The following is a 25,279-nucleotide window of genomic DNA, read 5'->3' as shown; positions in this document are numbered from 1 at the left end:
CGAGGCGACCGTCCAACGGTCTTTCCCCGCCCGCCTGACCGGCCGCGTACAGGGCGGCCGCTCCGTCACCGTCCCGTACCTGTCGAACGCCGATAACGAGGTGGCCCTCCGGCTGCCCGCCGACCCCCGCGTCCGGACCGCACCGGACATCACCAGAAGGAGAGCCTCATGGGAATCTTCGGGAAACGTCGCCAGACCCGCGAGGAGCGGGCGGCCGAGATCGCCGGCAAGGTGGCCGGCGGCAAAGGCTTCTACGGCCGCGCCACGCGTGCATTCCTCGGGAACGAGGACTTCACCAGACTCCAGCAGTCGATCGGTGCGTACAACTCCGGCCTGGATGCCCGGCAGTTGGTCGCCATGGGAGCGCCGACCATACCCGCCGTCGTCGTATCGATCAGCGACACCGGCAAGCTGGTCAACTACGACCCGGTCGTCGACCTGATCCTGCAGCCGTCCGGGACCACCGACCGGATCACCCTCCAGACCATCGTCTCCAAACTGCGGATCCCTCGCACCGGCGACCAGGTGCTACTGGTGTCCGACCCCGCCCGGCCCGGCGGTTACCTCTATGCCGGGGACGGCGTCGCACCGTGATCCCGACGCCGTTGCACGAAGCGCCGGCGACCGATTCCGTCCTGCTCTCCTTCGACGGCCGGGTGCTGGAGGTGTTCGGCTATGTCGACGCCGCCCGGTACCACATCTGGGAGGAGCCTCGTCTGGAGTTCCGTCCCGGCCGGAGCCGCAGACTGACGATCACCACCAAGCACGGCAGACGCCACTCCATCCTGTACGACCCGCACCGGCTCGTCGGCCTGCAGGCCCTGGCGGACCGGCTGGCGCGGAGCCGACCCGAGGGCTCGGAGCGCTGACATGGTCGATGACGGGGACAACGGCGGGATCGGCCCCAAGCCGCAGATGACACAGATATCGCAGATCGGCCTGTGGGAAGCCAACGTCCCTCTACATCATTGCCGCGGTGATGTGCCTGTGCGGTCCGGTCATGCTGGGCTTCGCCCTCCTCGCCGGCGCGGAGCTCACGGTCATGGGCATCGTGTTCACGGTGGTCTTTGTTCCCCTGGGCCTGGCGTTCTGGGGCAACACTGTCGTCGACAGAGAGCACAACCGGCGGCTCGACGCCGTGGGTGTTCCGGCGACCGCGGAGATCACCGACCTGACCGACTTCGACTGGAGCGGGGAGGAATCCGGCGTCGCGGTCGGTCTACGGGTCAGCGGGCCGGGGTTGCGGACGTTCGAGACGACCTGGAAGCGCACGCACCATCCCGCCCTGCGCGTGGGTCTTCGGCTCACAGCCGTCGTCGACCCGTCGGGCGGCCGGTTCCGTGTCGAGTTCTGAGCGGGCACGCCTGCGGAGGAGATGGGCGGCGGGGACGGCGCGGCGGCGAAGTCGGCTCAGGGGCCCCGGTCGGTCGGTGGGGGTCGGCGCAGCACCGGCTCCAAAGGTTCCGCGAGGTCATGGCCGTCGTCATCGGAGCGTACGGCGTCGAGCATCCGCGGTTCCCCCTCAACCGCCTTCCCCGCATCCGGACAGCGGGGTTCACCCATGCGTGCGCGGCCGGTGTGCTGGGTGCGCGGCCGAAGCGTCCCGCGGGCTGCCTTCCGCGGAGAAGGGGCAGGGGCTCGGATGAGCAGTGACGAGGTACTGGCGCTGTGGTGGGTGGTGCCCGCGGGGCTGGCGCTGCTCGGCTACGGGCGCTCGCTCGCCGGAGTGACCCGGGCCCAGCGAGCGGTATGGGTGAAGGCGCGGATCGTGGAAGTGGGGCAGCCGGCCCACGGCGACTCCGAGAAGCCCGGGATACCGGTGACATTCGCGTTCCAGGACCCGGCCACCGGGCAGGAGTTCACCCTGCCGAACGCAGGCAGGCACGGCGACGCGATCCGGGAAGCCTGGGTGGGCCGGGAAGTTGACGTGCGCTACCCCCCGGGCAACCGCACCGGTTCCTCGTCGTGTTCGACACCGTGGGCGAGAAGAGCGGACGCAACGGCCCCAACTGCGCGGTCGTCCTGCTCTTCATCGGGCTGGTGATCCATGCGACCGTCGTCCGGGGCTACCCGTGGGCACTGCTCGGCTTCGGTGCCCTGCTGACCGCCGTCGGGGCGATCAGCCCCGACATCCGCCTGGCGCGCGCCCGCAACGCCCTGCTGGCCTCGGCCGTCGCCGTCCCGGCCCGTGTCGTGGCCGTCACCAAGGACGTCCACACCGACGGTGAGGGCGGCGAGATCGTCAGCCACGCCCCCGTCGTCACCTTCACCACCCGTCAGGGCACGCACGTCACTGTCCTGTCCCGCGACGGCATCCCCGACCCGCGCCTGTCCCTCGGCCGCGACCTCACCATCCACTACGCCCCCACGGACCCGGCCGTCTACACACCCGACCCCGCAGCCGACCGTCGCTCCGGAGCGAGGAGCATCGCCTTCATCGTCGCCCTCCTGCTCACCGGAACAGCGGCGATCGTGATCGGCGCGGCCGCACTGTGAAACCTCGGGCCCCGGCACTCGCGTCGGGGCCACGCCGCTCCGCGGGGCCGGGCCTGTACGGGAAGGAAGACGATCCGTGCCGTGGGGTACGACCCCGACGGCGACGCGACAGGGCCGGCGCCGGAAGGCCGTGCCCGGCTTCTTCCAGCGGCATCAAAAAGGCGCCCGCCCTGGGCTCTCGTTCGTCAGGCGCCTTTCGCTGGAGCCGTCGACAGCAGAGCCGGAATCATGTTGTGACTCCCCTTCTCTCCCACCGCCAAACCGTTCCTGACCGGCAGTCACGGAGCAGAACCCGGCTCACCCCTCACGTGCTTCGGCTCGGCTGACACGATCCCACTCCAAGCCGGAAGCAAGCTCGGTCCGGGTCAGGACGTGTTCCCGTCCCCGCGACGATGTCGCGCCATCCGGTGACGCGGTCTGTCCCAGAAGGGGCATGGAGATCATTTGCCATCGCCGGTCAGGCGGACATGTCGGACGAGGCTCGGCCGAGTTCGCGGACGAACTCCTGCGCCCGGGACCATTCACCGTAGCCGGAGGCAGGGTTGAGGTGTCCGACCGGGCCGAGGTCCACGAGGCGGCTCCCCCACGCCCGGGCGAGACCGGCGACGTGATCGACATCGGCCAGGGGGTCGTTCGTGCTCGCCGCGACGATGCTGGGGAAGGGCAGGGGTGTCCGTGGCGTCGGCATCCAGCCGTTTTCGCGCAGGACTTCCGGGGTGGGATAGCCGTCCGGCAGCGGGGTGACGAAGTCGGGCGGCGTCGCCAGCAGCGCCCCCTTGACCGGACGCCGGTGTCGCTGCGCCCAGTGCACGGTGGTCATCACCCCTGCACTGTGGGCGACCAGTAGGACGGGGCCGGAAATGTCCGACAGCGCCTCGTCCAGTGCGGCAACCTGGGCGTCGCGGCTCAGCCTGTCCTTCTCCAGCGGGGGAACGGTTCGGGCGTCGGCGATCCTGTCGGCGAGGACCGTCTGCCAGTGGTCCGGCACGTGATCGCGCAGCCCGGGGACGATGACGACCGTCGGCAGTGTGCTGAGACTCATGACTGCAACTCCGGAATCCTGAGCGCCAGGTCGGGGAGCAGCCCCAGGCGGCGCAGATCTTTTTCGTAGGAGAACTTCCCGATGGTGAAGGCCACGCCGCCCGCGAGCGCGACGAGCGGGATCAGCCGCAGTGCGCCGAGCAGGCCCAGGTGGTCCGCGAGCATGCCCGTCACCGCGGGTCCGGGAGCCAGCCCGAGCAGGCTGTTGGCCAGCGTAAGGGTGGCGAAAGCCGTCGCCGCGATGGCGGCTGGGGTCAGATTGGCCACCATGGCGGCCGCCGGACCGGCTGTACCGCCGGCCACCAGGGTCCCGGCCGCGATCAGCACGAGCTGCAGCGGGCCGGCCGGCAGGTGGAATCCCGCCGTCAGCAGCACGAACGACCCGAGAGCGCAGACGATCGCAACGATCCACTTCCGGGCCGCGGCCTTCCGGCTGAGGCGGTCCGCGACGATCCCGCAGAGGATCATGCCAATGCCGCTGATCAGCGCGAAGGCCCCGGCGGCCAGGCCGGCCTTCGCAGGAGGCATGGCGTAGTACCGGTTGAGGAAACTGGGTATCCACGCGAGCAGGGCCATCGCGATGAACATCTGCAGCCCGCTGCCGATATAGGCGCAGACCACGGAGACCGAGGAGAACAGTCGCGGCAGCTGGGTCCGGATGGAGGCGCGTTCGCCGGACATGGCGCTGTTACGGATGGACGCCGGGCCCAGCCTCTTCTCGGTGACCACGAGGCCGTAGACCGCGGCCAGGACCAGCCCGAGGATTCCCATCGCGCCGAACGCCCAGCGCCAGCCATGCTCCTGGGCGATCACACCGCCGACCGACACACCCAGCACGGAGCCGAACGAACCCCCCGCCATGAAGGCTCCGGAGAGCGTGGCCCGCAAACCGATGGGGAACACGCTGAGGACCACCGCGATACCGACGCTCCCGTAAGCCGCCTCACCGACGCCCACCATGAACCGGCCCAGGAACATCTGGCCGTAGCTCGCGGAAATGGCGCAGCCCAGCGTCGCCAGGCTCCAGGCCGTCGCGGCGATGACCAAGGTCCTGACCCGGCCCCAGCGGTCCGCCAGGAGCGACAGGGGGAAGGTGAGCACACCGACCATCAGGGCCACGATGCCGCTGAGGGAACCCAGCTCGGCATCGGAGAGCAGCCATTGCGCCTTCAGCAGGGGAAAAACCGCGTTGAGGACCTGTCGCGACATGTAGTCGGACAGCAGAAGCCCAAAACCGAGGGCGAACACCAGCCAGGCATAGCTACGGGATACAGCCGGTGCGGCGGGAGACGTCCCTGGCACCTTTGTGCCGGCAGTGTGCAGTCCCATTGGCATCACCTCTTCGTCTCTGGTCAGGGCTCAGAAAGGTTCGTCGCCGACAATCCCCGCGCGCTCCATCTTGCGGACGGCGGGCCAGTAGTCCTGGACGGCGTAATGCTGTGTGGAGCGGTTGTCCCAGATGGCCACGCTGTTCTTCTGCCAGCGCCAGCGCACCTGGTACTCGGGGACGGCCGCCTGGCTGATCAGGTAGTTCAGGAGCCTGCCCGCTCCGGGCGCGTAGTCCTGGCCGAAGCGCACGTTCTCGGGTGTGTGGTAATTGACGAAGTGCGTGGTGAAGGCGTTGACGAAGAGAATCTGCTCGCCGGTCTCCGGGTGGGCACGCACCACCGGGTGCTCCGGGTCCGGGAAGCGGGCCTTCAGCTGATGGCGTTGCTCCGTCGGCATCACGGCACCGAAGGTCGCCTCGATGCTGTGCCGTGCGCGCAGCCCCGCGATCTGCGTCTTGATGTGCTCCGGCAGCCTACGATAGGCCTCGGCCATGTTGACCCAGATCGTGTCACCACCCACCTCTGGTGTTTCCACGCAGCGCAGCACGGCGCCCATGGGCGGGCACGCGCGCCAGGTTGCGTCGCAGTGCAGCGCGTTCTCGTAGTGCTCGGGTTTGCTGTCCAGATCCTTGTAGATGCGGACCAGCCCCGGGTGGTCGGGGTCGCTGCCGACCACCGGATGGTCCTCCAGCGGGCCGAAGCGCCCGGCGAAGGCGATGTGTTCGGCACGCGTGATGTCCTGGTCACGCAGGAACAGGACCTTGTACTGCAGCAGCAGCGCCTTGATCTCGGAGAACAGATCGCCGTCGCGTGCGGCATCGCCGAGGTTCACACCGGACAGTTCGGCGCCGATGGTGCAGGTCAGCGGCTCAACCTTGATCGAGGGACGGAGAACGCCCGGACGCACCAGGGCGGGCGTGTCTTCCTTCGGGCGGACGGTCTGGGGCATGTGCTCACTCCTGGGGGTCACGTGCGGGGCACGGCGAGCTCAGAGGACGAAGACGGAAGATCCCGTGGTCCGTCCCGCTTCCAGGTCACGATGGGCCTGTACCGCCTCCTGAAGGGCGTAGCGCTGGTTGGTCTCGATCTTGATGCGACCGGCCGCGACGTGCCCGAACAGCTCCCCGGCCAGGGCGTCCCGCTCCGCCGGCTCGGCGATGTAGTCGGCCAGCGCGGGGCGGGTCACGAACAGCGAGCCGTGGATGGCCAGTTGCATGGCGTCGAGCGGCGGGACTCCGGAGGCCGTGCCGAAACACACCAACAGGCCGCGGCGTTGCAGCGAGGCCATGGATCCGGCGACGGTGTCCTTGCCGATACTGTCGAAGACGACCGGGACGCCCTTGCCGTCGGTCAGTTCACGCACCCGCTCGGCCACGTTCTCGCGCCGGTAGTAGATGATGTGCTCGCAGCCGTGGGCGCGGGCGACCTCGGCCTTCTCCTCGCTGGAGACCGTGCCGATCACCGTGATGCCGAGCAGCTTCGCCCACTGGGAGACGATCAGACCGACGCCGCCGGCCGCCGCGTGGAGCAGCACGGTATCGCCGGACTTCAGCGGATGGATCCGGCGCAGCAGGTACGCCGAGGTGAGTCCGCGCATGGTCATCGCCGCGGCAGTCTCGCAGCCGATCTCGTCCGGCAGCTTGATCAGTGAATCCGCGGGCATGACCCGCTCCGTGCTGTAGGCACCCAGCGGACTGCCGGTGTAGGTCACACGGTCGCCCTCGGCGACATGCGTCACGCCCTCGCCCACGGCCTCGATCACGCCCGAGGCCTCCACGCCGAGCCCCGCAGGCAGTGGAGCCGGGTACAGGCCGGTACGGAAATAGGTGTCGGCGAAGTTGAGTCCGACGGCGACGTGCCGGATCCGTACCTCGCCCGGACCCGGGTCGCCGACGGTGACCTCTTCCCACCGCATGACGTCAGGGCCACCGGTTTCGTGGAATCGAATGGCGTGTACCAAGGCGTGCTCCGTTTACTCGTGTTGTGGGGCCGTGTGGGGGCGGCGGCGGGAATCCGTGCCGCCGCCAGTGGGGTCGGGTCAGCTCTTGAGGTCGCGCAGCATGGAACCGCGCCGGCCGGGGCGGCGGTTGGGCACCATGCCGAGCTGGGCCAGGGTCTCGTCGGCGTCCGAGTACACTTCGCCGATCTTGTAGATCTTCTTCGCCTCCTGCCCGGTGGCGATCTCACGCCCGAGCGCACGGGCGATCTTGACCATCTGCTCCACCTGTTCCACGGAGGACATCCGCTCGCCCTTGTGCCGCCACAGGTTGTCCTCGTTGCCCACCCGCACGTGCGTGCCGAGTGCGATGCCGATCGCGTTCATCGGCGCCACCGCACGCATGGATGCCTCGATGGTGAGCACGGCGCCGTCCGGGACGCGGCGGATGAACTCGATCAGGTCGGCCGGGTGCCGGCCGGCGAACCCGCCGCCGATGGCAACGTAGTTGAGCACCAGCGGCCCGCTGTAGATGCCCTTGCGGATCAGCCGCTCCACGGTCTCCAGCTGCGCCATGTTGGCGAGCTGGAAGTGCGGCTGGATGCCGTTGGCACGGAGCCGCTTGAGGTGCTCGAGGTAGAAGTCCGGCCCTGCCTCGACCACCATGTCCCGATAGGCCTTGTAGTAGCCGGACTTGGCGATCGAGGTGCCCTCGATGTCCTCGTCGTCGAAGAGCTCGACGATGTTCATCTGGTTGGTGTTGATCGCGATCGTCACCTGGTCGGGCCTGGGCGTGATCTCGGCCAGCATGTGGCGAGTGTCGTAGCTGAGCCACTTGGCGTCGCCACCCTCGTCCTCGGGGGCGAAGGAGATCGACCCGCCGATCTGCAGGACCATGTCCGGCACGGCCTCGCGCAGGCGGGCCATCAGCTCGTTGAACATGGAGATGCGCTTGGATCCGTGGCCGTCCAGCTCGCGCACGTGTATGTGGAGCACCGTGGCGCCGGCGTTGTAGCAGTCGACGGCCGCCTGCACGTGCTCGTCCATGGTGAGCGGCAGGTCGTCGGCGTCACCGGGCAGCCACTCCGGCCCGTAGGGCGCGGCCTGGATGACCAGCCTCTCCTGGTTCTCCGGGTACAGGGAGTCGTCGAAGAAGTGCATGGTCCATCTCCTTTGTCGGATGGGTCTTCACTCGCCGCACGCATCACTGCCTTCGATGCGAGGCCCAAAGGGCTTGCGAGGAGCGGACGCGGGAATGCAGACGGGGTTCCCGGGCTCGCCGGGGTATCGGAGTAAGATCAGCGGGCCCGGGAGGGGACATGTGGCTGCGAGCAGGGTTTCTGCCCGTCCTCGTGGTGTCGGTCCTGTCCCTTGCGGTGAGGCAACGTTAAGGGCGGGTTACGGCGCGCGCTTGACCGAAGGGGACAGAAGACTTACCGCTTGGGGACATGCCCTGCCTCGCGGCCGTCGTCCCCGGACCCAGGCAGGGTCATGCCGGGATGCGGCGTGGCCTGCCGTTCCACGCCCCAGAAACCTTGGTGGTCACTCCTCGCCGGAAGGCTGCTGCCTGGTACTGCGGACCCGCCACTCCCTCGGGCTGCAGCCGAACCGCTCGCGGAACCACCGCGAGAAGGCACTCGGTGCCGAGAATCCCAGGAGCCCGGAAATTTCCGTGAACGAGCGGCGTGGGTTCGCCACGAGCTGCTCCGCGAGCTGGGTACGTGTGGCGTTGAGAACGGCGGAGAATGTCTCGCCCGAGGCCGCGAGGTGCCGGTGGATCGTCCGCCGGTCGATGCCGAAGCTGTCTGCGACCTGCTCGATCGAACAGCGCCCGGTGGGCAGCAGGACTTCGATCAGCTCACGCACGCGATCCAGCACGGTGGTGTCCTTCGAGACCGCGATGGACTCGAAATACTGCCGGGCGTAGGTCCGCAGCAGCGGGTCCGACATGGGGTTGGGCGCCTTGAGATCGCTGGCGTAGAAAACGATCCCGTTGAACTCCCGGTCGAATTCCACCACAGGGCCGAAGAGTCGTCGGTGGGTACCGGGATCCGCCGGCGCGTCGTGCGTGAAACACACGGACAACGGCTGCCACCGAGCACCGAGAAAGCTGCGCAGGACCCCGTGGAAGGCGCCCACGGCCAGCTCCGTGGCCTGGCGGGCGGCCAATGCCTCACCCAGTTCGAGGCTCACCTTGAGGGTGGCCAGGCCGTTCGCCGCGGAGAGTCGGCTGCGGAGCATCTCGTTGTACATGTGCTCATGGCGGACGAGAAGTTCGAGGGCGCTGCGGACATCGGGCTCGTCGCGCAGGACCAGACTGATGGGGCCGAGATTGGAGAAGCTGCGTCGCTCGGCGAGGAGCAGGCCGAAGTCTCCACGCCGTGCGGCCGCCGCGGAGAGTTCGAGCAGCTGGGTGACCGCCGTGCCGGGGATCCATCTGTCCTGGACCGCGAGGCCGACAGGGTCCAGGCCCACGCGCTTCATCAGGGCCCGCGCATCGATGCCGAGCGACTGGCTGACCTCGACATAGTTGTTCAGCGCTGCATTGCGGACAAGAGGCTTCATGGGCGCGCTCCAGGGGGCTATGTCCCCAAGTGATAAGTGAGATGTCACGTCACGTCAAGCCGGCGGCCACGTCGTGACCTAGCGTTGCACCACCGCGGTGGGTCTCTCCGCCTGAATGCGGCGTCCCGGCGATCGGAAATCGAGCGGAGAACACCATCGCAAACAAGGAGCGAGGGCAAGCTCAGCATGCGCTACAACCGCTGCTACCTCGAATCCGCACAGCGCTTTCCTGATACTCCCCCCTTGGAGCCGACGGACGTGGAACTGTTCGACCTCGTCGACGCACTGGCAGAGTCACCGGAGCTCCGGCTCGAAGTCGACTTCGAGGTCGGCGACCTGCTGTTCCTCAACAACCATGCGGTTCTTCATTCCCGCACGGAATATGAGGACTTCACCGAGCCCGAACTGAAGCGCCACGTCCTGCGGCTGTGGCTGGCCATGCGGCAGGGACGCGGCCTGCCGCCCGGCTTCTGGGGACATCCGCGCAGCACCGGCGGCGGTCCCGGCCGCGGCGGGGTTGCCCCCCGCGACGTGATCGCGGCACAGAACTCCGTGGGCCTCGGCGGCTGCCGGCACCAACGGTGACCGCCGCCAACCCAGATCGAGGAGAAATCCGAATGAACAACCTCGCCACGCTCCTGACCGAATCCGCCAGAGCCGACGGCGACCGCGTCGCCGTTCGCCAGGACGAGATCGCCCTCACCTATGCCCAACTGAACGCCGCAAGTGCCCGGTTCGCCACACTGTTGCAGGCCAAGGGCGTCCGGCCGGGCGACCGCGTCGCGTTGATCATGCCCAACGTCACCTGTTTCCCGGTCGCGTACTACGGCATCCTCCGCTGCGGTGGCGTGGTGGTACCGATGAATCCGCTGTTGAAGGCCCGTGAAATAGCCTTCACTCTCCGGGATTCCGGATCGCGGATCGCGGTGACACTCCTGCGGTGCGCGGACCAGGTCGCCCTGGCCGCGGCGGAAGTCGGGGCCGACTGTCTGGTCACCGACTCGACGGCATTCGACACCCAGGTGCGGGCCACCGAACCGATGCCCCGCGTCGCCGACCGGGCCGAGGACGACACTGCCGTGATCCTCTACACATCCGGCACGACAGGAACCCCGAAGGGCTCCGAGCTGACCCATCGCAACCTGATGACCAACGCGGCCACCACGACCGAGACGCTGCTCCACGTCAGGCCGGGCGACGTACTGTTCGGGGGCCTGCCGCTGTTCCACGCCTTCGGGCAGACCTGCGCTCTCAACACCGCCGTCGCCGCGGGCGCCACTCTGACCTTGCTGCCGCGGTTCGAACCGGACAGGGCGCTGGAGATCATGCATCACGACGGGGCCACCATCTTCCTGGGCGTCCCAACGATGTACACAGCCCTGCTCCACACCACGATCCCCGACGGCTACGACCTCTCACGACTGCGCCTGGCCGTTTCCGGCGGCGCTTCCTTGCCGGTCGAGGTACTGCACGATTTCGAACAAGCATTCGGAGTCACGGTACTCGAGGGCTATGGGTTGTCAGAGACTTCGCCTGTCGCGTCGTTCAACCCCCCGGACAGGCCACGCAAGGCCGGCTCGATCGGCCTCCCGATCCGCGGGGTCGAGCTCAAGGTCGTGGCGGACGACGGCACCTCGGTGGGCCCGGGCGAAGTGGGTGAGATCGCGATCCGCGGCGACAACGTGATGAAGGGCTACTGGAATCGTCCGGATGCGACCGCGGATGCCATCCGGGACGGATGGTTCCACAGCGGCGACCTGGCCCGTGTCGACGAGGACGGCTACTACTTCATCGTCGACCGGAAGAAGGACCTCATCATCCGCGGCGGATACAACGTCTACCCACGTGAGATCGAGGAGGTGCTCTATGAACACCCGGCCGTCGCCGAGGCCGCGGTGGTCGGCGTGCCGCACGAGACCCACGGAGAGGAGATAGCCGCCGTCGTGACCCTCCGGGACGGTGCACAGATCACGGCCGATGAGATACGCGACCATGTCAAACAGCGCGTGGCGGCGTACAAGTATCCACGGATCGTCACATTCACCGACGCACTCCCCAAGGGAGCAACGGGCAAGATCCTCAAGCGGGAGATCGTCGTCCAGCAGAAGGCTTCCGCGGGCTGAACCGATCTGGTCCGACTGCGGCAACCGCAGAAACACGCTGCGTGCGCGGCACGGTGGGGCTTGTGGTCGACGGTCCGCGGAAGCCGGGCGTAAGAATCGTGGCTGATGCCTGCCAAGTCCTCGCTGTTCCGGCCTGGCGACGGCCGGATTCGGAGCCGCTCTTGGCGCTGTACGCTGCCACCGCCCGGCGCCGGCGCAGACGACGGGAGCGATGTGGCGCGGGCTGCGGGCTGCGGGCTGCGGGCTGCGGGCTGCGGGCTGCGGGCTGCCCACGATGGACGGCACGTGCCGGGATACCGGTGGCAGTCGTGCCACGCCGAGGGACGCACCCTCCGGAGGCGGAGCACCTCGGGGGGTGCCACGGCGTGGCACGGCCGCCCTGTCAGTTCTGGAGTTCCCCGAGCCAGCGCAGCGCGCTCCGGCTCGGCAGGAAGCAGTACTCTCCGCCGCGGGTGACGACGAAGCGCGGCAGTGGGGTGAGGCGCCGTCGCAGCGGCCGCCGGGGAATGGTGAGGCCGGTGACTCCGTCGTGCGATCCGGTGACGGGGTCTTTGGAGTTGCCCGCGCCGAAGAAGACGCCGTCGTTCATCCATTCCGACTGGACGAACTCGAACTGCCTCCCGAGGTGGGCTCCGATGAACGCGAACATCAGGCCGCGATCGGCGCCGTCGTCCTCCAGGACCCCCCTCGGGCAGCGGCGGGCCGTAGACGGCGCCGCGTCTGATCATGCGGTGCAGTCGCACTTCTCCCGCCACCGAAGCGTCGCGGGGGTTGGCCCGGCGGATGTGGCAGCCGCCGGGCGTGATGAATCCCGCCGGATCGTCCCGCTCGTACAGGAACGTGTTGCGGCGATCCTGGTCGGTACCGAGAGCGGGGTCGTCGTGCTGCGGACTGAGCGCGAGGGGGGCTCCGCTGCGCCAGCGTCCCATGATCTTGGCCGCGAGCAGTTCCTCGTCTTCGGGAGAAGTGGCGTTGTCCCGCAGATAGCGCCGGAACGCGGCGACGTCCTGGTGGAGCTTACGGAAGACCGCGTAGCTGCCGTTGCGCCCCAGCACCTCCGGCCGTGGGGTCTGGAGACCGCCGATCTCGTCCCGGTAGCCGAGCACGAACTCCCCGGCCTTCAGCGGCAGCTCCAGCCGGTTCGACCCGGCGATGCCGCTTCCTTCGACGGCTGGATGGCTGACGCCGTCGCGATAGCCGAAATGCTCGGTCTCGGTGGGCAGCGCGTAACAGTCCTGCCGCCAGATCGCGGTCACACCGGAAAGGTGGTCGTACGCGGGGCGGGCCCGATCGAGGGCCGCCTCCAGCCGTTGGGGGTCAGGCGCGACTGCCGTGAGCACCACATGGACATCCGGCGTGCCCAGCGGTGCTTCCCAGTTCTCGGGGCTGCTCTCACCGACATCGCCCAGTGTTCTGGCCCGGGCGGCCATCCCCTGCCGGAACTCCCAGGCGAACGTGTCCAGTGATGCGCGCGGCACACCCAGGGCCTCCAGACCCCGGCAGGAGACTGCGACACTGACCCAGGTGTCCCCCCGGGGGCTGACCGAGTCGGCGGCGGAGGTCACCACCGCGCTCGCACGCCGCATCAGCTCCCGCCCGGCCGCCCGGTCATCGACACGGAACACAAGGTAGGCCGCCGCGTAGGGAGTCGGCCGAGGGCTGAGAACCCCGCGCTGAATATCGTCGAGTTCCAACGCGACTTGCTTGGGCCCGCTCACGGTCGCCTCCCTGCGGCGCTATCTCGTAACGAGGTTCCGCCAGAATCTCCGCAGACTTTCGTCGCCGCCGAACAGCGAACTGAAGATCGTGGAGTCCGCCAGCAGCACGTCTCCGGCCCGCTCGCCGCTCGGAGGCATCCACAGGAACATGTTGAACTCGGTGTTGCCGGCCTCGGTGAACGGATGCGGCCTTGAGGTGTCGATCGGCTGCCTGGCCAGCACGTGGATGACATCCGGCTCGTCGGTCGTCACGGCGTAATGCGGCAGGTGCATATGGAAGTTGAAGTTGGTCACCCCTTCCAGCCACCCTTTCGCATCCAAGTCCCTCACCGTGGAGAGCGGGGCGATCTCGTTCTTCTCCCGCACCGCGGGGCGCAGTCCGTAACGGTTCTCGACCGGCACCGCGAGGCCCTGCATCAAGCCCCGGACGTGGGTGGCGAATCGCTGCTGGCGGGGGACCAAGCGATCTCCGTGATGGTGGTATTCCACGTCCCGTACGGCCAGATCGTCCGATGCCCCGACGTCATGGTGAGGCCCCAGGACCAGACAGGCGTCCTCCCGGCCGAGGAAGGCCCGCAGTGCCTCAACCTCCTCGGGCCGGGCCTCCTGCCCGGTGACCACGTGGTCCAGCCCGAACACGAAGAGAGTGTCGGTGTCGGCCAGTACGCGTTCGTCGAGCGGGGTCCGGAATCCGGCCTGGTCGATGCGCTGATACACGGGGACGGGGTGCCCGGTGACCTCCTCGACGAACTGCTGGAACGGCACCCAGGCCCAGAAGAACAATTCCAGCGACCCGGCGATGCCCTGCTGGAATTGCAATGGGTCGGACCACTTCGGATCCTCGTAGGCAGGCCACGCCACCCGCCTGACCTCCGTCATCGTGGAGAACCGATTGTCCAGCTCGGCCGGATTTCTGCCCGCCTCGGCGGGATAGCTCCACGAGACGTAGATGCTCACCCGTCGCCGACCAGGAGTGTATTCGCGCGGGACGTGGTTCTGGTTGTAGGTGCGCGCGGTCCTGACCTCGCTCATCTCGTCTCCGATCCACAATGGGACAAGCACACGACAGCCCGCTCTCACTGCAGCTGGTCGAGCATCTCCGACAGCGCACCCTTGATCCGCAGAGCCTTCTTGATCTCATCAGCGGACACGTACGGGTACTCCCCGTATTCGATGAAGCTCGGACAGTGGTGTTCGCGTACAAACCTGACGAACGCCTCAGGGTCTGTCCGCCAGTCCTCGGGGAATCCTTCGAGGTTCTCGAAGGCCGTGTTCACCCCCGCCCTGCCGAACAGCGCGATGGCGTCCTCGGTGTACTTGTCGAAGTCGGTGTCGAAGATCCCCTGATACATGAAGCGCGTGTCGTCGTCGAAGAGCACCCAGCGCAGGTAGTGCAACTTCAGTGGCGCGAGGAGATGGGGGTCTTCCTCCAGAGCCTCGGCCAGAGTGTGGCCGTAGGCACGCATCGCGTCGGCCCGGCCCGGCTTGACCTTCGCGACGATGGTGAACCCGTAACACGCCGGTGTCTTCGGAAACACGGGGCCGTATTTCCCCTGCTCGAGTTGGTCGATCTCGGGGATGACGGCCGCCTGCGGCTTGATCTCCATGTCCGCTCCTCCCGCCACCTGCCGGCCGGGAACAATCCCCCCAATCGTCCCATGCAGCAGCTCCATCCGCCTCATGAACGGCACTGGGATCACCCCGGTCGCACGTGCGGGCGGCACCGTCGGCAGCCTGCTGCAGAAGTGGTCGAGGGAGGATTCGAGAAGCTTGTCCATATCGAGACGGAAGGTGCCGTGCGGATTGATGTGCGATCAGAACAGGACGGTCAGTCCCCGCCGGTCCACATGGACAGCTTCTTCGCCGAAGCCGGTTCGGCGAGGACCTGCTGCTGCATCACCGTGTGCATGTGGCCAGGGCACTTGGGAAAAGAGGGGAGTCGGCATGCCGGTCTCGGCATGCTCCTTTTCCGTGGTGCGGCACGGTGTTCACACCGTGCCAGTCCTCCACGACCGGGAGCCCGCCGTGGGTCTCCGTGCGCAGGTCCGGGCCGACCGGGTAGTCGCAGGCGAGGGTCGTTCGTTACCGCGCGTCCCAGCTCTTCGAGCGCGGTTGCCCCACCCGTGGTGATCACGGGTGGGGCAGCAGGTGGGTGGCCGGGCGGGCCCCCTGTTGCGGGAGACCGCCCGGCCGGACTGTGTGGCTACCGGACGTCGTAGGCGCGGGTGATGGTCTGGGTGACCGCGTTGCCGTTGGCGTCGGTGAAGGTGGCCTTCGTCATGACCTGCTTGCCGGAGGCTCCGGTGTGGTCGAGGACGGCCGTCCACTTGCCGTCCTGCTGCTCGGTGGGCGCCTGGGTCCAGGTGGTGCCGCCGTCGTAGGAGTAGGACAGCGAGGCCGCCTTGATCGCGCCCGGGGTGTACCCGGCGTGACCCTCGACCGACAGGCCGACCTCGATGCCGCTCCGCGCCGGCAGGGTGTTCATGCCGTCCAGCGGCAGGTCGTACGCCGGGGCGAGGATCGGCAGGCCGCGCGAGTAGACGTCCGCCTCCCGGTGGGAGCGGAAGCTCCACGTGGTGGTGACGGCGGTGGAGCGCAGCCAGTTCCGGTCCGAAGTGTCGATCTTCTCCAGGTTCTGGGTGAGCTCGTACGCGGAGTCCTCGTCCGGCACCTGGAACACGTCGTACGGGTAGCTGCTCCTGGCGATCTGCTCACCGTTGCGCTTCAGCAGCAGGTTGCCGAGGTCGCCGAACGACCCGCCGTAGGACCAGTGGTCGCCGGAGCCGTCGAGCCAGAGCGCGTTCTGGAAGCCGATCAGGTCTCCCTGCCGCTCGGCGGACAGCATCAGCTTGCCGTCGGCGTCACGCGGCGCGGCCGGGCGCAGGGGGCCGCCGTACCACTCCTCGGTGCTCCGCTGTCCGGTCCGGTAGGTGCGCTCCTGGTCGCCCATGAACGCGGCGAACGGGAAGCTGGTCATCGCGCCGTGGTACCAGGCGTCGTCGCCGGTCGTGTAGTAGGCGGTGCGGGTGCCGGGTACGTGGACCTGGCCGAACGGGCTCACGGGGGTGTAGGCGCCGCTGTTGCTGCCGGTGGGGCGGATGAACATGGCGTCGATGTAGTCGGCCTCCTTGCCCATGGCCTTCCACGTTTCGGTGACCTGGGCCAGCTTGGAGTCCTCGGGCTGGTAGACCTGGTCGGAGTGCAGCGGCCCCTGGGTCGGGAACGACAGGTTGTAGACGTAGGGCGAGCCGTCCTCGGAGCCGGTCGCGCGCCAGGTGGGCCGGAACTCGAAGGTGCCGTTCTTGGCACGCTCGTCGACGTCTGCGTAGAACTTCTGGACGGCGCTGCCGGACATGAGCGATCCGGATATCTGCCAGGTGTCGTCCCACGTGCGGGAGTAGCTGAGCGTGGTGTTGTTCACCTTCGAGGGGCGGTCGGTGTGCAGGCTCAGCTGGTGGGCCCTGCGGGCGTCGAGGACGACAGTGGCGTCATGGGTGATCCGCAGCTGCGGGTGCGCGAGGTAACTGACCGATTCGGGCGCGTTGTTCGCGTCGTACGTTGCCACGAAGCTGCTCAGGGCATAGTCGCCCGGGCGCACGCTGTACGTCTGGTCGGTCGCACCCGCGTTGTTGCGGCGCTCGCCCTTGTCGGTGTCGAGGCTGACCAGGTCCAGGGAGGAGGCGCCGGTCGCGGGCTTGCCGTTGCGGTCGATGACCTTGACCCGGAGGGTGACCGTTTCGGGCTGGACGTAGAGCGTGACGGGCACGGAGACGTGCACATCACCGCCGGTGGCCAGAATCCGGCCGGTGATCGCACCGTACTGGTCGGCCTTGAGGCGGGCGGTGGGGTCGATCCGCAGCGGCACCTGAGCGGTGGCCCCCGCGGGGACGGTCACCTTGCCCTCCTCCAGCTTGATGATGCCGGAGTTGACGTCGCTGCCGTCGTTGCCGTGCACGCCACTGACCTTCAGACTCAGGGTCAGGTCGCTGCCGCTGGTGTTGGTGAAGGGCACCTTCACGGTGGTGCGGTCCGAGGCGTCCTGCGGCCAGTTGTAGCTGCCGGCCTGGACGGCGGGGGCGGAGAGCACCTTCTGGTTCACCGCGCCGAACACGTCCAGGACACCGGCCCCGGTCTCGTCGGCGCCGGCGACCTTGCCGCCGGTGCGGGCGGAGGAGACCAGGGCTTCCTTGACCTGCTGCGCGGTCCAGTCCGGGTGGGCCTGGCGGACGATGGCCGCGGCGCCCGCGACATGCGGGGTCGCCATGGAGGTGCCGGACATCGTCCGGTAGGCGTAGACCCCGCGGCCGCCCGCGTTGGCCGCCGAGATACCGACGCCGGGGGCGGCGATCTCGGGCTTGAGGGTGTGGGTGACGGCCACCGGACCGCGGCTGGAGAACTGCGCCGTGGTGTCATCGCGGTCGATGGCACCGACGGTCAGCACGCTGGGCACGCAACCGGGCGAGGAGACTGTCTCGGTGCCCGGGCCGGCGTTGCCGGCGGCGATGACGAACAGGGTGTGGGTGTTCTGCGAGAGCTGCTTCGTGGCCTGGGCCATCGGGTCGTTGCAGTCCCGGATCGTGGGATTGCCCAGGCTCATGGAGACGACGTCGGCCTGTTGGTCGACGGCCCACTGCATGCCCGCGATGATCCAGGAGTCCAGGCCGTAGCCCTGGTCGCTGAGGACCTTGCCGATGAGCAGGGAGGTACCAGGGGCGACGCCCTTCTTGCGGCCGTCACTGGCCGCTCCGGACCCGCCGACCGTGGAAGCGGTGTGGGTGCCGTGGCCCTGCCGGTCGTCGGTGGTCTTGGAGTCCGTGAAGTTCTTGGCACCGGCGACCCGGTTCACCAGGTCCGGGTGCTCGGCGTCCACGCCCGTGTCCAGCACGGCGACCTTGGTGCCCTTGCCGTCGTAACCGGCCGCCCAGGCCTCCGGCGCGTGCACCTGCTTGGTGGACTGCTCCAGCGTGGTCTTGACCTTGCCGTCCAGCCACAGCTTCTTCAGCGTGGAGGCGGAACGTGAGCGGGGGTTGGTGACGTCCTGCCAGAAGGTGGCGGCAGTGTCCTTGTCGGCCTTGAGGGCGATGCCGTCCACAGCCGGGAGGCTCAGGCCCCGCTCGGCCCCACGAGGGGCCGCGGGCGCGCTGTCGGCAACGTTGACACTGTTCCGGTAGGTGGCGATGAGCGGCAGCGCGTCGGTGTGTGCGTCGTCGTATCCCTGGCGGATGAGTCCAGTGACATTGAACAGTTGCTCGTCGACCTTCCCCTCGGCGATCGCCTGGGAGGCGTCTTCAGGGTAGACGTAGAGGTCCTTGCCCATCTGATAGGTCTGGACTATCGGCTGCGTGCCGTCCTCGCGGGGCAGCACGGCCGCAGAGTTGTGACCCGACGTGTCCGTGGTCACCAGCACCTTGTCGCCGGTGATGAGCGTGACCGTCGCCTGCTTGCCACCCGTTGTTGCGGTCCCGCCGACAATGGGCTTCCCCGAGGCACTGTCAGGCGGTGTGTCCGCCGCCCCGGAAGGCGTGACCGCCGTGACGGCCAGGACGGCGGCGGTCGCCGTGCCCAAGGCCATACGCGTTATGGAACGCATGAATCTCCCTATTTGAGCCATGAACGTCTGCCAAACTGCGGCTGCAGCCTGGCAGACGTGTGGATTGAGTGGGGATGCCGCGCGTGACGGGTTTCCCGCATGGCGGATTTCCGCCACACGGTCACATCCATCGGCTCGGTGGGACTTCGGACCTGACCGGTGGGGTCAGCCCGGCCGGGACGGCGATCCCGGTCCGGGACGGCCGGCCCACCACGCCCTGCACCCCGTCGAAGCCACCGCCAACCGGTCGCCGGCGTCGTCAGCGGGCTCGCCATCGTCGTACGCGCGCCGCCGCACCGGTGCATGCCTTCACCAGGAGCACGGTCCCACCGGCGGTGAGGCAGTAACCCTCCAGAAGTTGGCGGCCGCCCTCGCTCGGCGACCATCAAGTGACGGAGGCTCCTCGGCCCTCGGGCCGATGAGGAGGTCAAAGCCAGCCCGCGCGTGCGGCGTGCCATCCGAGTTGCAGGCGCGAATCCGCTCCGGCCAGATCCATCAGACGGCGCGTACGCCGCTCCACGGTACGTATGGACAGGCCGAGTTGGGAGGCCGCCCGCCGGTCGGAGATGCCTGCCAGCAGCAAAGCAAGAACCTCCAGTTCCCCCTCGGTCGGCTGCTGATCGGCTGCCGGCTCCGCGCGCACACCCGTGGCAGTGGTGTACAGCGGCCGGGCCTGGGCCCATTCCTTCTCGAACAGATGGACCAGGGCCGTCAGCAGGCCGCTGCGGTGCACCACGATCGCGCTCGGCTCGCCGCCTGAGTCCGCCATGTCCAGTGGCACCATGGCGCGCTCCCGGTCCGACACGACCATCTTCAGCGGCAGCGACTCGACCAGGCGAAGCTCAATGCCCGCCGTGATGCCCGCCCGTGCATCCTTCGCCATGCCGGGACCGTCGAGATAGTCCTTGGCAGCCACGACCCGGAAGTCGACTCCGCGGTCCAGCGCGGAACTCTCCGACATGTCGGCATCCTCGCGCGGCACCGCTATGGGCTCGCCGACGAGGAAGACCAGCAACTCCCGCTGGGCGCCGCGCTGCAGTTGGTGGAAGCGGTGCGCCACCTGCTCCACGCCGACGACCACCTCCACGACGCTGCCGGCAGGGTGTGCGGCGGTACTGCGGTACTGCTCGGTCAGCATCGAGAACGCGGTCTCGGCCCGGTGCAGTGCGTTGCGCTGCTCGACGAGGAACGGGGCCAGGGCCACGGAGGGGGGCGTGAGCCGGTAGCGGGCGGGCCGGCGACCGGCCCCACAGTCAGCCGAGTCAGGTGTCCCGCTCCCGGCCTCGCCGGCGACCGCCACCAGGCCACGTGTCGTCAGGTCGAGCAGGATGCGGGTGGTCTCGGCCTTCTCGAGTCCGGTCTGCCGGGCGAGGTCCTGCGCGGAGGCTGTAGGGCGGGCCAGCAGTGCCGTGTAGATGGCCTCTTCAGCCGGTCCCAATCCCAATGCCTGCAGCATCCAGTTCCCCCTCGGGCGGCCACCGTGTCCGGCCCTGGCGCAGCTCCCGTGCACCGAGCGGATTCTCTTCTCAACCGAACCCTATCCCTCTGTCGGGTTGTCGCCATTGGCTGTTTACCTGGTCGACGCCCCGGCCCTGATCACGACTACGACGCCTTGTCCGACGACTGGGGCGAACAGGCTCTGGCCGAGCTCGTCCGACCCGTTCATGGCCGGCTCCCCTCTACGTCGGGCCGCAGCGTCTGCTCCGCAAGACCGCCGCTGCGGGGAACTGCATGGTCGTGGTCGCTCGTGCCATGCTGACCGAGCGAAACGGGAATCAGGAGAACGCTGAGCACACGATCCGTCAGGCGGCCGACACCGGTCACCGGATCATCCTGGCCCGGCTCGCCGCCCTGCGGGAGAAGGCCGGGGTGCGTTGTCCCCTCGTATCTGTTCCCTGTCCCCTGGAGGACACAGTGAGACCGACCCCGTTCCCGGCACTGCTGTCAGGGGCGCTGCTCCTCGGAGCGCTCGGAGCCGCCACGGCGACTGCTTCCACGGGCGCGCCGCCCATGACCCGGATACCGGCCGCGGACGACGCGGCCGGCCTGGCCGATGCGTGGACCGCGCCCCTGAGTACCCGCGGCCGGTACATCGTCGATGCCTCCGGCAACCGCTTCAAGCTCAAGTCCGCGAACTGGCATGGCGCACAAGGGTCCTGGAACGGGTCCGGAGACATCAACGACCCGGCGAACCATCATGACGGCGAGAAGGCCGACCAGATGCCGCTCGGCCTGGATCGCGCGCCGATCCAGGCGATCCTCGCCGATTTCCACGAGCTGGGCATCAACAGCATCCGCCTGCCGTTCTCGAACGAGATGCTGCACGATGAGAGGCCGGTCTCCGACGACTCGGTCGCGGCCAATCCGCAGCTGCGGGACAAGACGCCGCTCCAGGTCTTCGACGCCGTCATCGCCGCCACGACAGCGGAAGGCTTCGCGGTGGTCCTCAACAACCACACCAACACCTCGCGCTTCTGCTGCGGTCTGGACGGCAACGAGCGCTGGAACACGAGTCAGTCCACCGCGCAGTGGGAGAACGACTGGATCGCCCTCGCCCGCCGCTACAAGGACAACAAGCGCGTCGTCGGAGCCGACCTCTACAACGAGGTCCGCCGTACCGTCACCGACGACGCCAACTGGAACTGGGGCAACGACCACGATTGGTGGACCGCTTCCCAACGCCTCGGTGACCGGCTCCTGACCGAGGCCAACCCCGACCTGCTGGTGATCGTCGAAGGCATCAACTGGCAGGGCATCCCCCTCGACGGGTTCTCCCACTGGCGCCCCACGCTGGAGCCGGTGCGAACCGTGTCGCACACCCTGGTGGCTTCGAACAAGCTCGTGTACTCGGCGCACTTCTACGGGTACACGGGTCCGAACCACACCGGCGCCAGCGGGCTCGGCGAGACCCACGATCCGCGGTATCAGGAGCTGTCGCGCGAAGAACTGTTCGCGACGCTGGACCGCCAGGCGTTCTTCGTCACCGGCGAGACCGGCCGTCACTTCACCGCGCCGCTGTGGATCAGCGAGTTCGGTATCGGCAGTGACGAGACGAACCCGCAGGCTCGCGCATGGTTCGGCAATTTCGTGGACTATCTGATCGGCCGGGACGCCGACTTCGCCTACTGGCCGCTGGTCGGATGGACCGGGCACGGCACCTGGTCGATCCTGAACTACGACGCGCAGGGGCGCCGGTCGGGGATTCTCGGCGGCAGTGACTGGCGCGCGGCCCACTGGAGCCGCCTCGTCGGCGCACCGCAGAAGAGCGGCCCGGTCGCGGTCACCGATACGTGGGACATGCTCAACCTCGATCACGCGGACGCGGTCCAGTCCCTTCGGACACGTGCCCTGGGAGAGTGGGATCCGGGAGCCCGTAAGGGAGCGTGCCCCGACGGCCAGCGTCTGGCCGGCCTGGCCCACAGGGGTGGTCGGGGTCTGTGCACCGACGCCGGAACCTCCCTGACCGTACCTGCCACTGCGCAGTCCACAGTGGTGCGCGACGAACGTCACGTCCAGCAGGGCGACTGGGCCGGTGGATACACCAAGTACCAGTGCGGAATAAACCAGTTCGTCTCCGGGTACAGCGTCCGCGGCCAGGAGGTGTCGGCGGTCCTGTGCACTCCCGCGGGCCGCACGCTCGGGATGAGCGGTCGAACCGTCTGGTTCGACCGTGGAGACAACCGCCCTGCCGGGGAGCCTGGCGGCGAGTTCGCCCAGGGCAACTTCAAGGGCCAGTGCCGTACCGATGAGTATGCGGCGGGTGTCGCCTTCACCTCCGCCTGGGCCAAGGGGAAGACCCCGGATGCTCTTCTGTGCCGGAAGCTTGAAGGCTGACGCCCGCGATCGGGACGTATCGGCGGCGGTCTCCGGACGACCTGCTGGACCGAGCGCTCCGGTTCCGGGTACGGACGGCTGAGCAGGCCGCGGCTGTGTGGAAGGAGCAGCGCGTGTACGCGTGGCGGGGTCACCCCTCCCTGAAGGGGTGACCCCGCCATTCGGGCGGTCGAGTGCCCTCGTCGGGAGCCTGGCTGGCGCGACGGCGGAGGGAAACTCCTTTGCCGGAACACCCCTACACGCGTCTGCTCCTCGACTCCGTGCCCCGACGCGGCTGGGATTCGAGCCGCACGGTGTCGGGGCACCGAGCGCTCGACTGACCGACACCGACACCGACACCGACACCGAACCTGACCACCGAACTCCCGCCCGGCCGGACGCCCATCCCCGACGCCGGGCAGGAGCCGTCGGTCCCTGCGGGGGCGGTCACGGTCCTGTCGTCGAGCCCCAGGCGGTGCGCCCCGCGATCGGCGTCACCGGGCAGTTCTTCGCGGTGGACAACCTGATCAGCGGCGAGGAGAACGTGCTCCTCATGGCGGACCTGCACCGACGCCCTTCGGACTGCAGCAGGTTCCAGCTCCGCTCGACGACGGCATGCAGGATGCGATGCCGCTCCGGTATGTCCCGTGCCCCGCCACGCAGCAGAGCGAAGCGGTCCCGCAGTTGGCGGCTGATGTCCGCCACGGGCAGCACCCTCACCCAGGCAGCGGCGGGCTCCACGGCCGGCGGCAGACCGTCCAGATGACGGCAGAGCCCGGCCACGTGCGCAGCGGGCAGCTCCACGTCGGGGCGGGCGCACCGAGCCCGCCGGCCGCAGGGTTCGATACGGACGTCACGGCTGATGAGGTGCACCGCTGAGCGGCTGGTCCGGACCCTCTCCCGTCGTGGTGCGCGGACGTGGCGCGACGCGGACGACAGCGCGACGCGACGCGGGCGTCAGCGATGGAAGGCGGAGCCAAGACGTGCGCCGGGCACGGGCGCGGCGAGCGTGCGCGGTCCGAAGCTCACCGACCTGGTCGCGGTGACACCGGAGGACGTGCCGGGGAAGACCCACACGGCCCCGGAACCGTTGTTCTCCTCCGGAGCCGAGACGGCAACGTGCCCGCCGACGACGGCGGTGCGGCTGCCGAACCGGTCACCGTTCTCGGCCGTGCCGGGAACCCCGGCCGTGTTCTGACTGAGGACCTGGGCCCCGGCGCCGGCGAGACCCGACGCGCTCCCCTTGAGGACGGCGAAGGTGCCGACGTCGGTCCGGCCGGCGAGGTCCTCGCCAGGGACACCGGTGACGACGTCCGCGTAACCGTCGCCGGTGACGTCGCCGACGGAGACGTCGGTGCCGAAGCGGTCGCCGCTCTCCCCCGTCCCGGGGACGCCGGGGGTGTTCTGGCCGATCAGTGTGGCCCGCGGCGCGAGGCCGTGCGCCGTGCCCCGCACCACGCCCACGAGACCGCCGCCTGCCGCCGTGCTGCGGCCGAAGACGACATCCTGCCGGCCGTCGTCGTCAATGTCTCCGAATCCGATGCTGTCCGCGGAAACGGTGTCGGGGTAAGCGATGAATGGCCCTGCCACCAGGCCGTTCTCAGTGCCCTTCAGCAGTTGCAGATGGGGCGGCGGGATCGTCCCTCCGTCGTCCGAGTCCCACGGACCGCTGCTGACCACCAGGTCGGTCGTGCCGTCACCGTCCACATCGCCCGCTTCCATCGCGTGGACACGGACATCCAGGTCGACGAGGGGCCCGGTGCGGGCCGCTCCACCGGTCCGGCTGAAGGGCCCGTACCGCATCTGATAGGCCGTCGCCAGGTCCAGGTGTCCGTCCCCGTCGAAGTCACCGGCCTGGGTCTCCCCCGGCCCTGGCCGACGGTGGTAGCTGTGGCGAGCCCGCCCGAACCTCCCCACAGGACGGTGTGCAGCCCGACGTCACGCGCACTGCCGATGTCCTCGCCCGGGGCTCCGACCACCAGGTCGGTGAAACCGTCTCCGTCCAGGTCGGCCGCCGTCAGGTGGCTGCCGAAGCGGTCACCCGCTTCCGCCGTGCCGGGTATCCCGTAGCGGTCCTGGCTGATCACCTGGCGCTTGACGCCGTTGGGGCCGTCGGCCATGCCGTAGACGACAGCGAAGTACCCGGCGCCGGGCCTGCCGTTGACAGTACCGCCTGGGGCGGCGACCGCCACGTCGGTGTATCCGTCACCGTCGAAGTCGGCCCGCACGGACGCCGCGGCATCGACGACGAGGGCGCCCGCAGGGGTGTCTTCGGCGTAGGACACCGCAGGGGCCGCCCCCGTCACGGCGATGACCGCGGCAACAGCGGTGGCGGCCATACGGAATCTCCGGGAGGACATATCAAACCCCTTGGAATGGTGAGCAGTTGGCCGCGCTTCTCACGCGCTCGGCAACCAACAAGACCCGCACAGGGCGCCAAGGGTTGTACGCCGCCTCCTCACATGCCGACAACACCCCTGCGAACAGGGGAAATAGCGAAACACGCCGCAGCGCTGGAGGCGCGGCGCAAGCTGCGCGAACAGGGGGTCATTCGGGCCACGACGGTCGACGTCGACCCCGCAGCGCTCGACCGCGGGATCCTCGCCTTCGTGCTGGTCGACTCGACGGCGTGGATGGGCGACCGGGCCGAGGACTTCGCCGCCGGATCT

The 25,279-nt window shown here is 68.7% G+C and carries 21 protein-coding genes and 5 pseudogenes; 11 read left to right on the top strand and 15 right to left on the bottom strand.

Features of this window, described 5'->3' with window-relative positions:
* Positions 1-168 precede the first annotated feature (168 nt).
* The 5 genes from GA0115254_RS28220 (at position 169) to GA0115254_RS47845 (ending at position 2,496) form a co-directional block, all read left to right on the top strand.
* The gene (locus GA0115254_RS28220) at positions 169-594 is read left to right on the top strand and encodes a hypothetical protein (protein WP_093898110.1); all 426 of its coding nucleotides are present in this window, start codon (positions 169-171) and stop codon (positions 592-594) included.
* An 11-nt stretch (positions 595-605) separates the two neighbouring features.
* Positions 606-869 (top strand): hypothetical protein, encoded by a 264-nt coding sequence (locus GA0115254_RS28215; RefSeq protein WP_141720922.1) that lies wholly within the window; start codon positions 606-608, stop codon positions 867-869.
* A gap of 131 nt (positions 870-1,000) precedes the next feature.
* A complete protein-coding gene (locus tag GA0115254_RS28210) occupies positions 1,001-1,354 on the top strand; it encodes a hypothetical protein (protein WP_176740324.1) in 354 nt (117 codons plus the stop codon).
* A 288-nt stretch (positions 1,355-1,642) separates the two neighbouring features.
* Positions 1,643-2,044 (top strand): hypothetical protein, encoded by a 402-nt coding sequence (locus tag GA0115254_RS47850; RefSeq protein WP_370740959.1) that lies wholly within the window; start codon positions 1,643-1,645, stop codon positions 2,042-2,044.
* Positions 1,966-2,496 (top strand): DUF3592 domain-containing protein, encoded by a 531-nt coding sequence (locus tag GA0115254_RS47845; RefSeq protein ID WP_370740958.1) that lies wholly within the window; start codon positions 1,966-1,968, stop codon positions 2,494-2,496. Before GA0115254_RS47850 ends, GA0115254_RS47845 begins: the two co-directional genes overlap by 79 nt.
* Before the next feature lie 457 nt (positions 2,497-2,953).
* Here GA0115254_RS47845 and GA0115254_RS28200 read toward each other — a convergent pair whose 3' ends face one another.
* The 6 genes from GA0115254_RS28200 to GA0115254_RS28175 form a co-directional block, all read right to left on the bottom strand.
* Entirely contained in the window at positions 2,954-3,538 is a 585-nt protein-coding gene (locus GA0115254_RS28200) for an RBBP9/YdeN family alpha/beta hydrolase (RefSeq protein ID WP_093898108.1), read from the bottom strand.
* Positions 3,535-4,866 carry an MFS transporter gene (locus GA0115254_RS28195; RefSeq protein ID WP_093898107.1) on the bottom strand — a complete coding sequence of 444 codons (1,332 nt, stop codon included), beginning with the start codon at positions 4,864-4,866 and terminating at the stop codon, positions 3,535-3,537. The genes GA0115254_RS28200 and GA0115254_RS28195 overlap by 4 nt, the downstream gene beginning before the upstream one ends.
* Before the next feature lie 30 nt (positions 4,867-4,896).
* The gene (locus tag GA0115254_RS28190) at positions 4,897-5,814 is read right to left on the bottom strand and encodes a TauD/TfdA dioxygenase family protein (protein ID WP_093898106.1); all 918 of its coding nucleotides are present in this window, start codon (positions 5,812-5,814) and stop codon (positions 4,897-4,899) included.
* Between the two features lie 39 nt (positions 5,815-5,853).
* Positions 5,854-6,825: a quinone oxidoreductase family protein gene (locus tag GA0115254_RS28185; protein ID WP_093898105.1), complete on the bottom strand. Its 972-nt coding sequence runs from the start codon at positions 6,823-6,825 to the stop codon at positions 5,854-5,856.
* A 78-nt stretch (positions 6,826-6,903) separates the two neighbouring features.
* Positions 6,904-7,962 carry a beta-keto acid cleavage family enzyme gene (locus GA0115254_RS28180; protein ID WP_093898104.1) on the bottom strand — a complete coding sequence of 353 codons (1,059 nt, stop codon included), beginning with the start codon at positions 7,960-7,962 and terminating at the stop codon, positions 6,904-6,906.
* Positions 7,963-8,343: 381 nt separating this feature from the next.
* Positions 8,344-9,366, bottom strand: a complete 1,023-nt coding sequence (locus tag GA0115254_RS28175) for an AraC family transcriptional regulator (RefSeq protein ID WP_093898103.1) — start codon at positions 9,364-9,366, stop codon at positions 8,344-8,346.
* Between the two features lie 186 nt (positions 9,367-9,552).
* Here GA0115254_RS28175 and GA0115254_RS28170 point away from each other — a divergent pair, with 186 nt between their 5' ends.
* Together GA0115254_RS28170 and GA0115254_RS28165 are read left to right on the top strand one after the other, a co-directional pair.
* Positions 9,553-9,951, top strand: coding sequence for a TauD/TfdA family dioxygenase (locus GA0115254_RS28170; protein ID WP_093898102.1), 399 nt, complete (start codon positions 9,553-9,555; stop codon positions 9,949-9,951).
* 32 nt (positions 9,952-9,983) lie between these two features.
* The gene (locus tag GA0115254_RS28165; protein ID WP_093898101.1) at positions 9,984-11,489 is read left to right on the top strand and encodes a long-chain-fatty-acid--CoA ligase; all 1,506 of its coding nucleotides are present in this window, start codon (positions 9,984-9,986) and stop codon (positions 11,487-11,489) included.
* 382 nt (positions 11,490-11,871) lie between these two features.
* On the opposite strand, the gene GA0115254_RS46580 is transcribed toward GA0115254_RS28165, so the two are convergent.
* Positions 11,872-12,138, bottom strand: a complete 267-nt coding sequence (locus GA0115254_RS46580) for a hypothetical protein (protein WP_256102817.1) — start codon at positions 12,136-12,138, stop codon at positions 11,872-11,874.
* 361 nt (positions 12,139-12,499) lie between these two features.
* Here GA0115254_RS46580 and GA0115254_RS46575 point away from each other — a divergent pair, with 361 nt between their 5' ends.
* Positions 12,500-12,955: a hypothetical protein gene (locus tag GA0115254_RS46575; protein WP_256102816.1), complete on the top strand. Its 456-nt coding sequence runs from the start codon at positions 12,500-12,502 to the stop codon at positions 12,953-12,955.
* Here the strand turns inward: GA0115254_RS46575 and GA0115254_RS47840 are convergent.
* The 5 genes and pseudogenes from GA0115254_RS47840 to GA0115254_RS28140 all read right to left on the bottom strand — a co-directional run.
* A pseudogene (locus GA0115254_RS47840) lies at positions 12,839-13,075 on the bottom strand (peroxidase); the annotation flags it as partial. The gene GA0115254_RS46575 and the pseudogene GA0115254_RS47840 sit on opposite strands and share 117 nt — an antisense overlap.
* Before the next feature lie 150 nt (positions 13,076-13,225).
* Positions 13,226-14,239, bottom strand: coding sequence for a hypothetical protein (locus GA0115254_RS28155; RefSeq protein ID WP_093898100.1), 1,014 nt, complete (start codon positions 14,237-14,239; stop codon positions 13,226-13,228).
* A gap of 44 nt (positions 14,240-14,283) precedes the next feature.
* Positions 14,284-14,814: a hypothetical protein gene (locus tag GA0115254_RS28150; RefSeq protein WP_093898099.1), complete on the bottom strand. Its 531-nt coding sequence runs from the start codon at positions 14,812-14,814 to the stop codon at positions 14,284-14,286.
* A 596-nt stretch (positions 14,815-15,410) separates the two neighbouring features.
* Positions 15,411-18,797, bottom strand: a complete 3,387-nt coding sequence (locus GA0115254_RS28145; RefSeq protein ID WP_093898098.1) for a S8 family peptidase — start codon at positions 18,795-18,797, stop codon at positions 15,411-15,413.
* A 427-nt stretch (positions 18,798-19,224) separates the two neighbouring features.
* Positions 19,225-20,253 (bottom strand): helix-turn-helix domain-containing protein, encoded by a 1,029-nt coding sequence (locus GA0115254_RS28140; protein ID WP_093898097.1) that lies wholly within the window; start codon positions 20,251-20,253, stop codon positions 19,225-19,227.
* A gap of 296 nt (positions 20,254-20,549) precedes the next feature.
* Here GA0115254_RS28140 and GA0115254_RS28135 point away from each other — a divergent pair, with 296 nt between their 5' ends.
* Positions 20,550-22,631, top strand: a complete 2,082-nt coding sequence (locus GA0115254_RS28135; RefSeq protein ID WP_370740957.1) for a glycoside hydrolase family 5 protein — start codon at positions 20,550-20,552, stop codon at positions 22,629-22,631.
* A 421-nt stretch (positions 22,632-23,052) separates the two neighbouring features.
* Positions 23,053-23,178 (top strand): annotated as a pseudogene (locus tag GA0115254_RS46570) (ABC transporter); the annotation flags it as partial.
* A 389-nt stretch (positions 23,179-23,567) separates the two neighbouring features.
* Here GA0115254_RS46570 and GA0115254_RS28125 read toward each other — a convergent pair.
* The 3 genes and pseudogenes from GA0115254_RS28125 to GA0115254_RS47830 form a co-directional block, all read right to left on the bottom strand.
* Complete coding sequence (locus GA0115254_RS28125; RefSeq protein WP_176740323.1) at positions 23,568-24,332, bottom strand: FG-GAP repeat protein; 765 nt, start codon at positions 24,330-24,332, stop codon at positions 23,568-23,570.
* Positions 24,333-24,431: 99 nt separating this feature from the next.
* Positions 24,432-24,527 (bottom strand): annotated as a pseudogene (locus GA0115254_RS47835) (hypothetical protein); the annotation flags it as partial.
* A 44-nt stretch (positions 24,528-24,571) separates the two neighbouring features.
* Positions 24,572-24,949 (bottom strand): annotated as a pseudogene (locus GA0115254_RS47830) (FG-GAP repeat protein); the annotation flags it as partial.
* Between the two features lie 168 nt (positions 24,950-25,117).
* On the opposite strand from GA0115254_RS47830, the pseudogene GA0115254_RS46565 reads away from it, so the two are divergent.
* Positions 25,118-25,273: pseudogene (locus GA0115254_RS46565) on the top strand (Lrp/AsnC family transcriptional regulator); the annotation flags it as partial.
* Between the last annotated feature and the right edge of the window lie 6 nt (positions 25,274-25,279).

Origin of the sequence: Streptomyces sp. Ncost-T10-10d (assembly GCF_900091955.1) — a bacterium.
Lineage (GTDB): Bacteria > Actinomycetota > Actinomycetes > Streptomycetales > Streptomycetaceae > Streptomyces.
This window is presented reverse-complemented; position numbering and strand designations above follow the sequence as displayed.

What these genes read in the sequence shown, in the direction of transcription:
- GA0115254_RS28180 (WP_093898104.1), bottom strand. Translation starts at nt 7,962, where the DNA reads ATGCACTTCTTCGACGACTCCCTGTACCCGGAGAACCAGGAGAGGCTG.
- GA0115254_RS47850 (WP_370740959.1), top strand. Translation starts at nt 1,643, where the DNA reads ATGAGCAGTGACGAGGTACTGGCGCTGTGGTGGGTGGTGCCCGCGGGG.
- GA0115254_RS28165 (WP_093898101.1), top strand. Translation starts at nt 9,984, where the DNA reads ATGAACAACCTCGCCACGCTCCTGACCGAATCCGCCAGAGCCGACGGC.
- GA0115254_RS28200 (WP_093898108.1), bottom strand. Translation starts at nt 3,538, where the DNA reads ATGAGTCTCAGCACACTGCCGACGGTCGTCATCGTCCCCGGGCTGCGC.
- GA0115254_RS28210 (WP_176740324.1), top strand. Translation starts at nt 1,001, where the DNA reads ATGCTGGGCTTCGCCCTCCTCGCCGGCGCGGAGCTCACGGTCATGGGC.
- GA0115254_RS28150 (WP_093898099.1), bottom strand. Translation starts at nt 14,814, where the DNA reads ATGGAGATCAAGCCGCAGGCGGCCGTCATCCCCGAGATCGACCAACTC.
- GA0115254_RS28140 (WP_093898097.1), bottom strand. Translation starts at nt 20,253, where the DNA reads ATGCTGCAGGCATTGGGATTGGGACCGGCTGAAGAGGCCATCTACACG.
- GA0115254_RS28135 (WP_370740957.1), top strand. Translation starts at nt 20,550, where the DNA reads ATGCTGACCGAGCGAAACGGGAATCAGGAGAACGCTGAGCACACGATC.
- GA0115254_RS28170 (WP_093898102.1), top strand. Translation starts at nt 9,553, where the DNA reads ATGCGCTACAACCGCTGCTACCTCGAATCCGCACAGCGCTTTCCTGAT.
- GA0115254_RS28190 (WP_093898106.1), bottom strand. Translation starts at nt 5,814, where the DNA reads ATGCCCCAGACCGTCCGCCCGAAGGAAGACACGCCCGCCCTGGTGCGT.
- GA0115254_RS28145 (WP_093898098.1), bottom strand. Translation starts at nt 18,797, where the DNA reads ATGCGTTCCATAACGCGTATGGCCTTGGGCACGGCGACCGCCGCCGTC.
- GA0115254_RS46580 (WP_256102817.1), bottom strand. Translation starts at nt 12,138, where the DNA reads ATGTTCGCGTTCATCGGAGCCCACCTCGGGAGGCAGTTCGAGTTCGTC.
- GA0115254_RS28195 (WP_093898107.1), bottom strand. Translation starts at nt 4,866, where the DNA reads ATGGGACTGCACACTGCCGGCACAAAGGTGCCAGGGACGTCTCCCGCC.
- GA0115254_RS28175 (WP_093898103.1), bottom strand. Translation starts at nt 9,366, where the DNA reads ATGAAGCCTCTTGTCCGCAATGCAGCGCTGAACAACTATGTCGAGGTC.
- GA0115254_RS28125 (WP_176740323.1), bottom strand. Translation starts at nt 24,332, where the DNA reads ATGGAAGCGGGCGATGTGGACGGTGACGGCACGACCGACCTGGTGGTC.
- GA0115254_RS28220 (WP_093898110.1), top strand. Translation starts at nt 169, where the DNA reads ATGGGAATCTTCGGGAAACGTCGCCAGACCCGCGAGGAGCGGGCGGCC.
- GA0115254_RS28155 (WP_093898100.1), bottom strand. Translation starts at nt 14,239, where the DNA reads ATGAGCGAGGTCAGGACCGCGCGCACCTACAACCAGAACCACGTCCCG.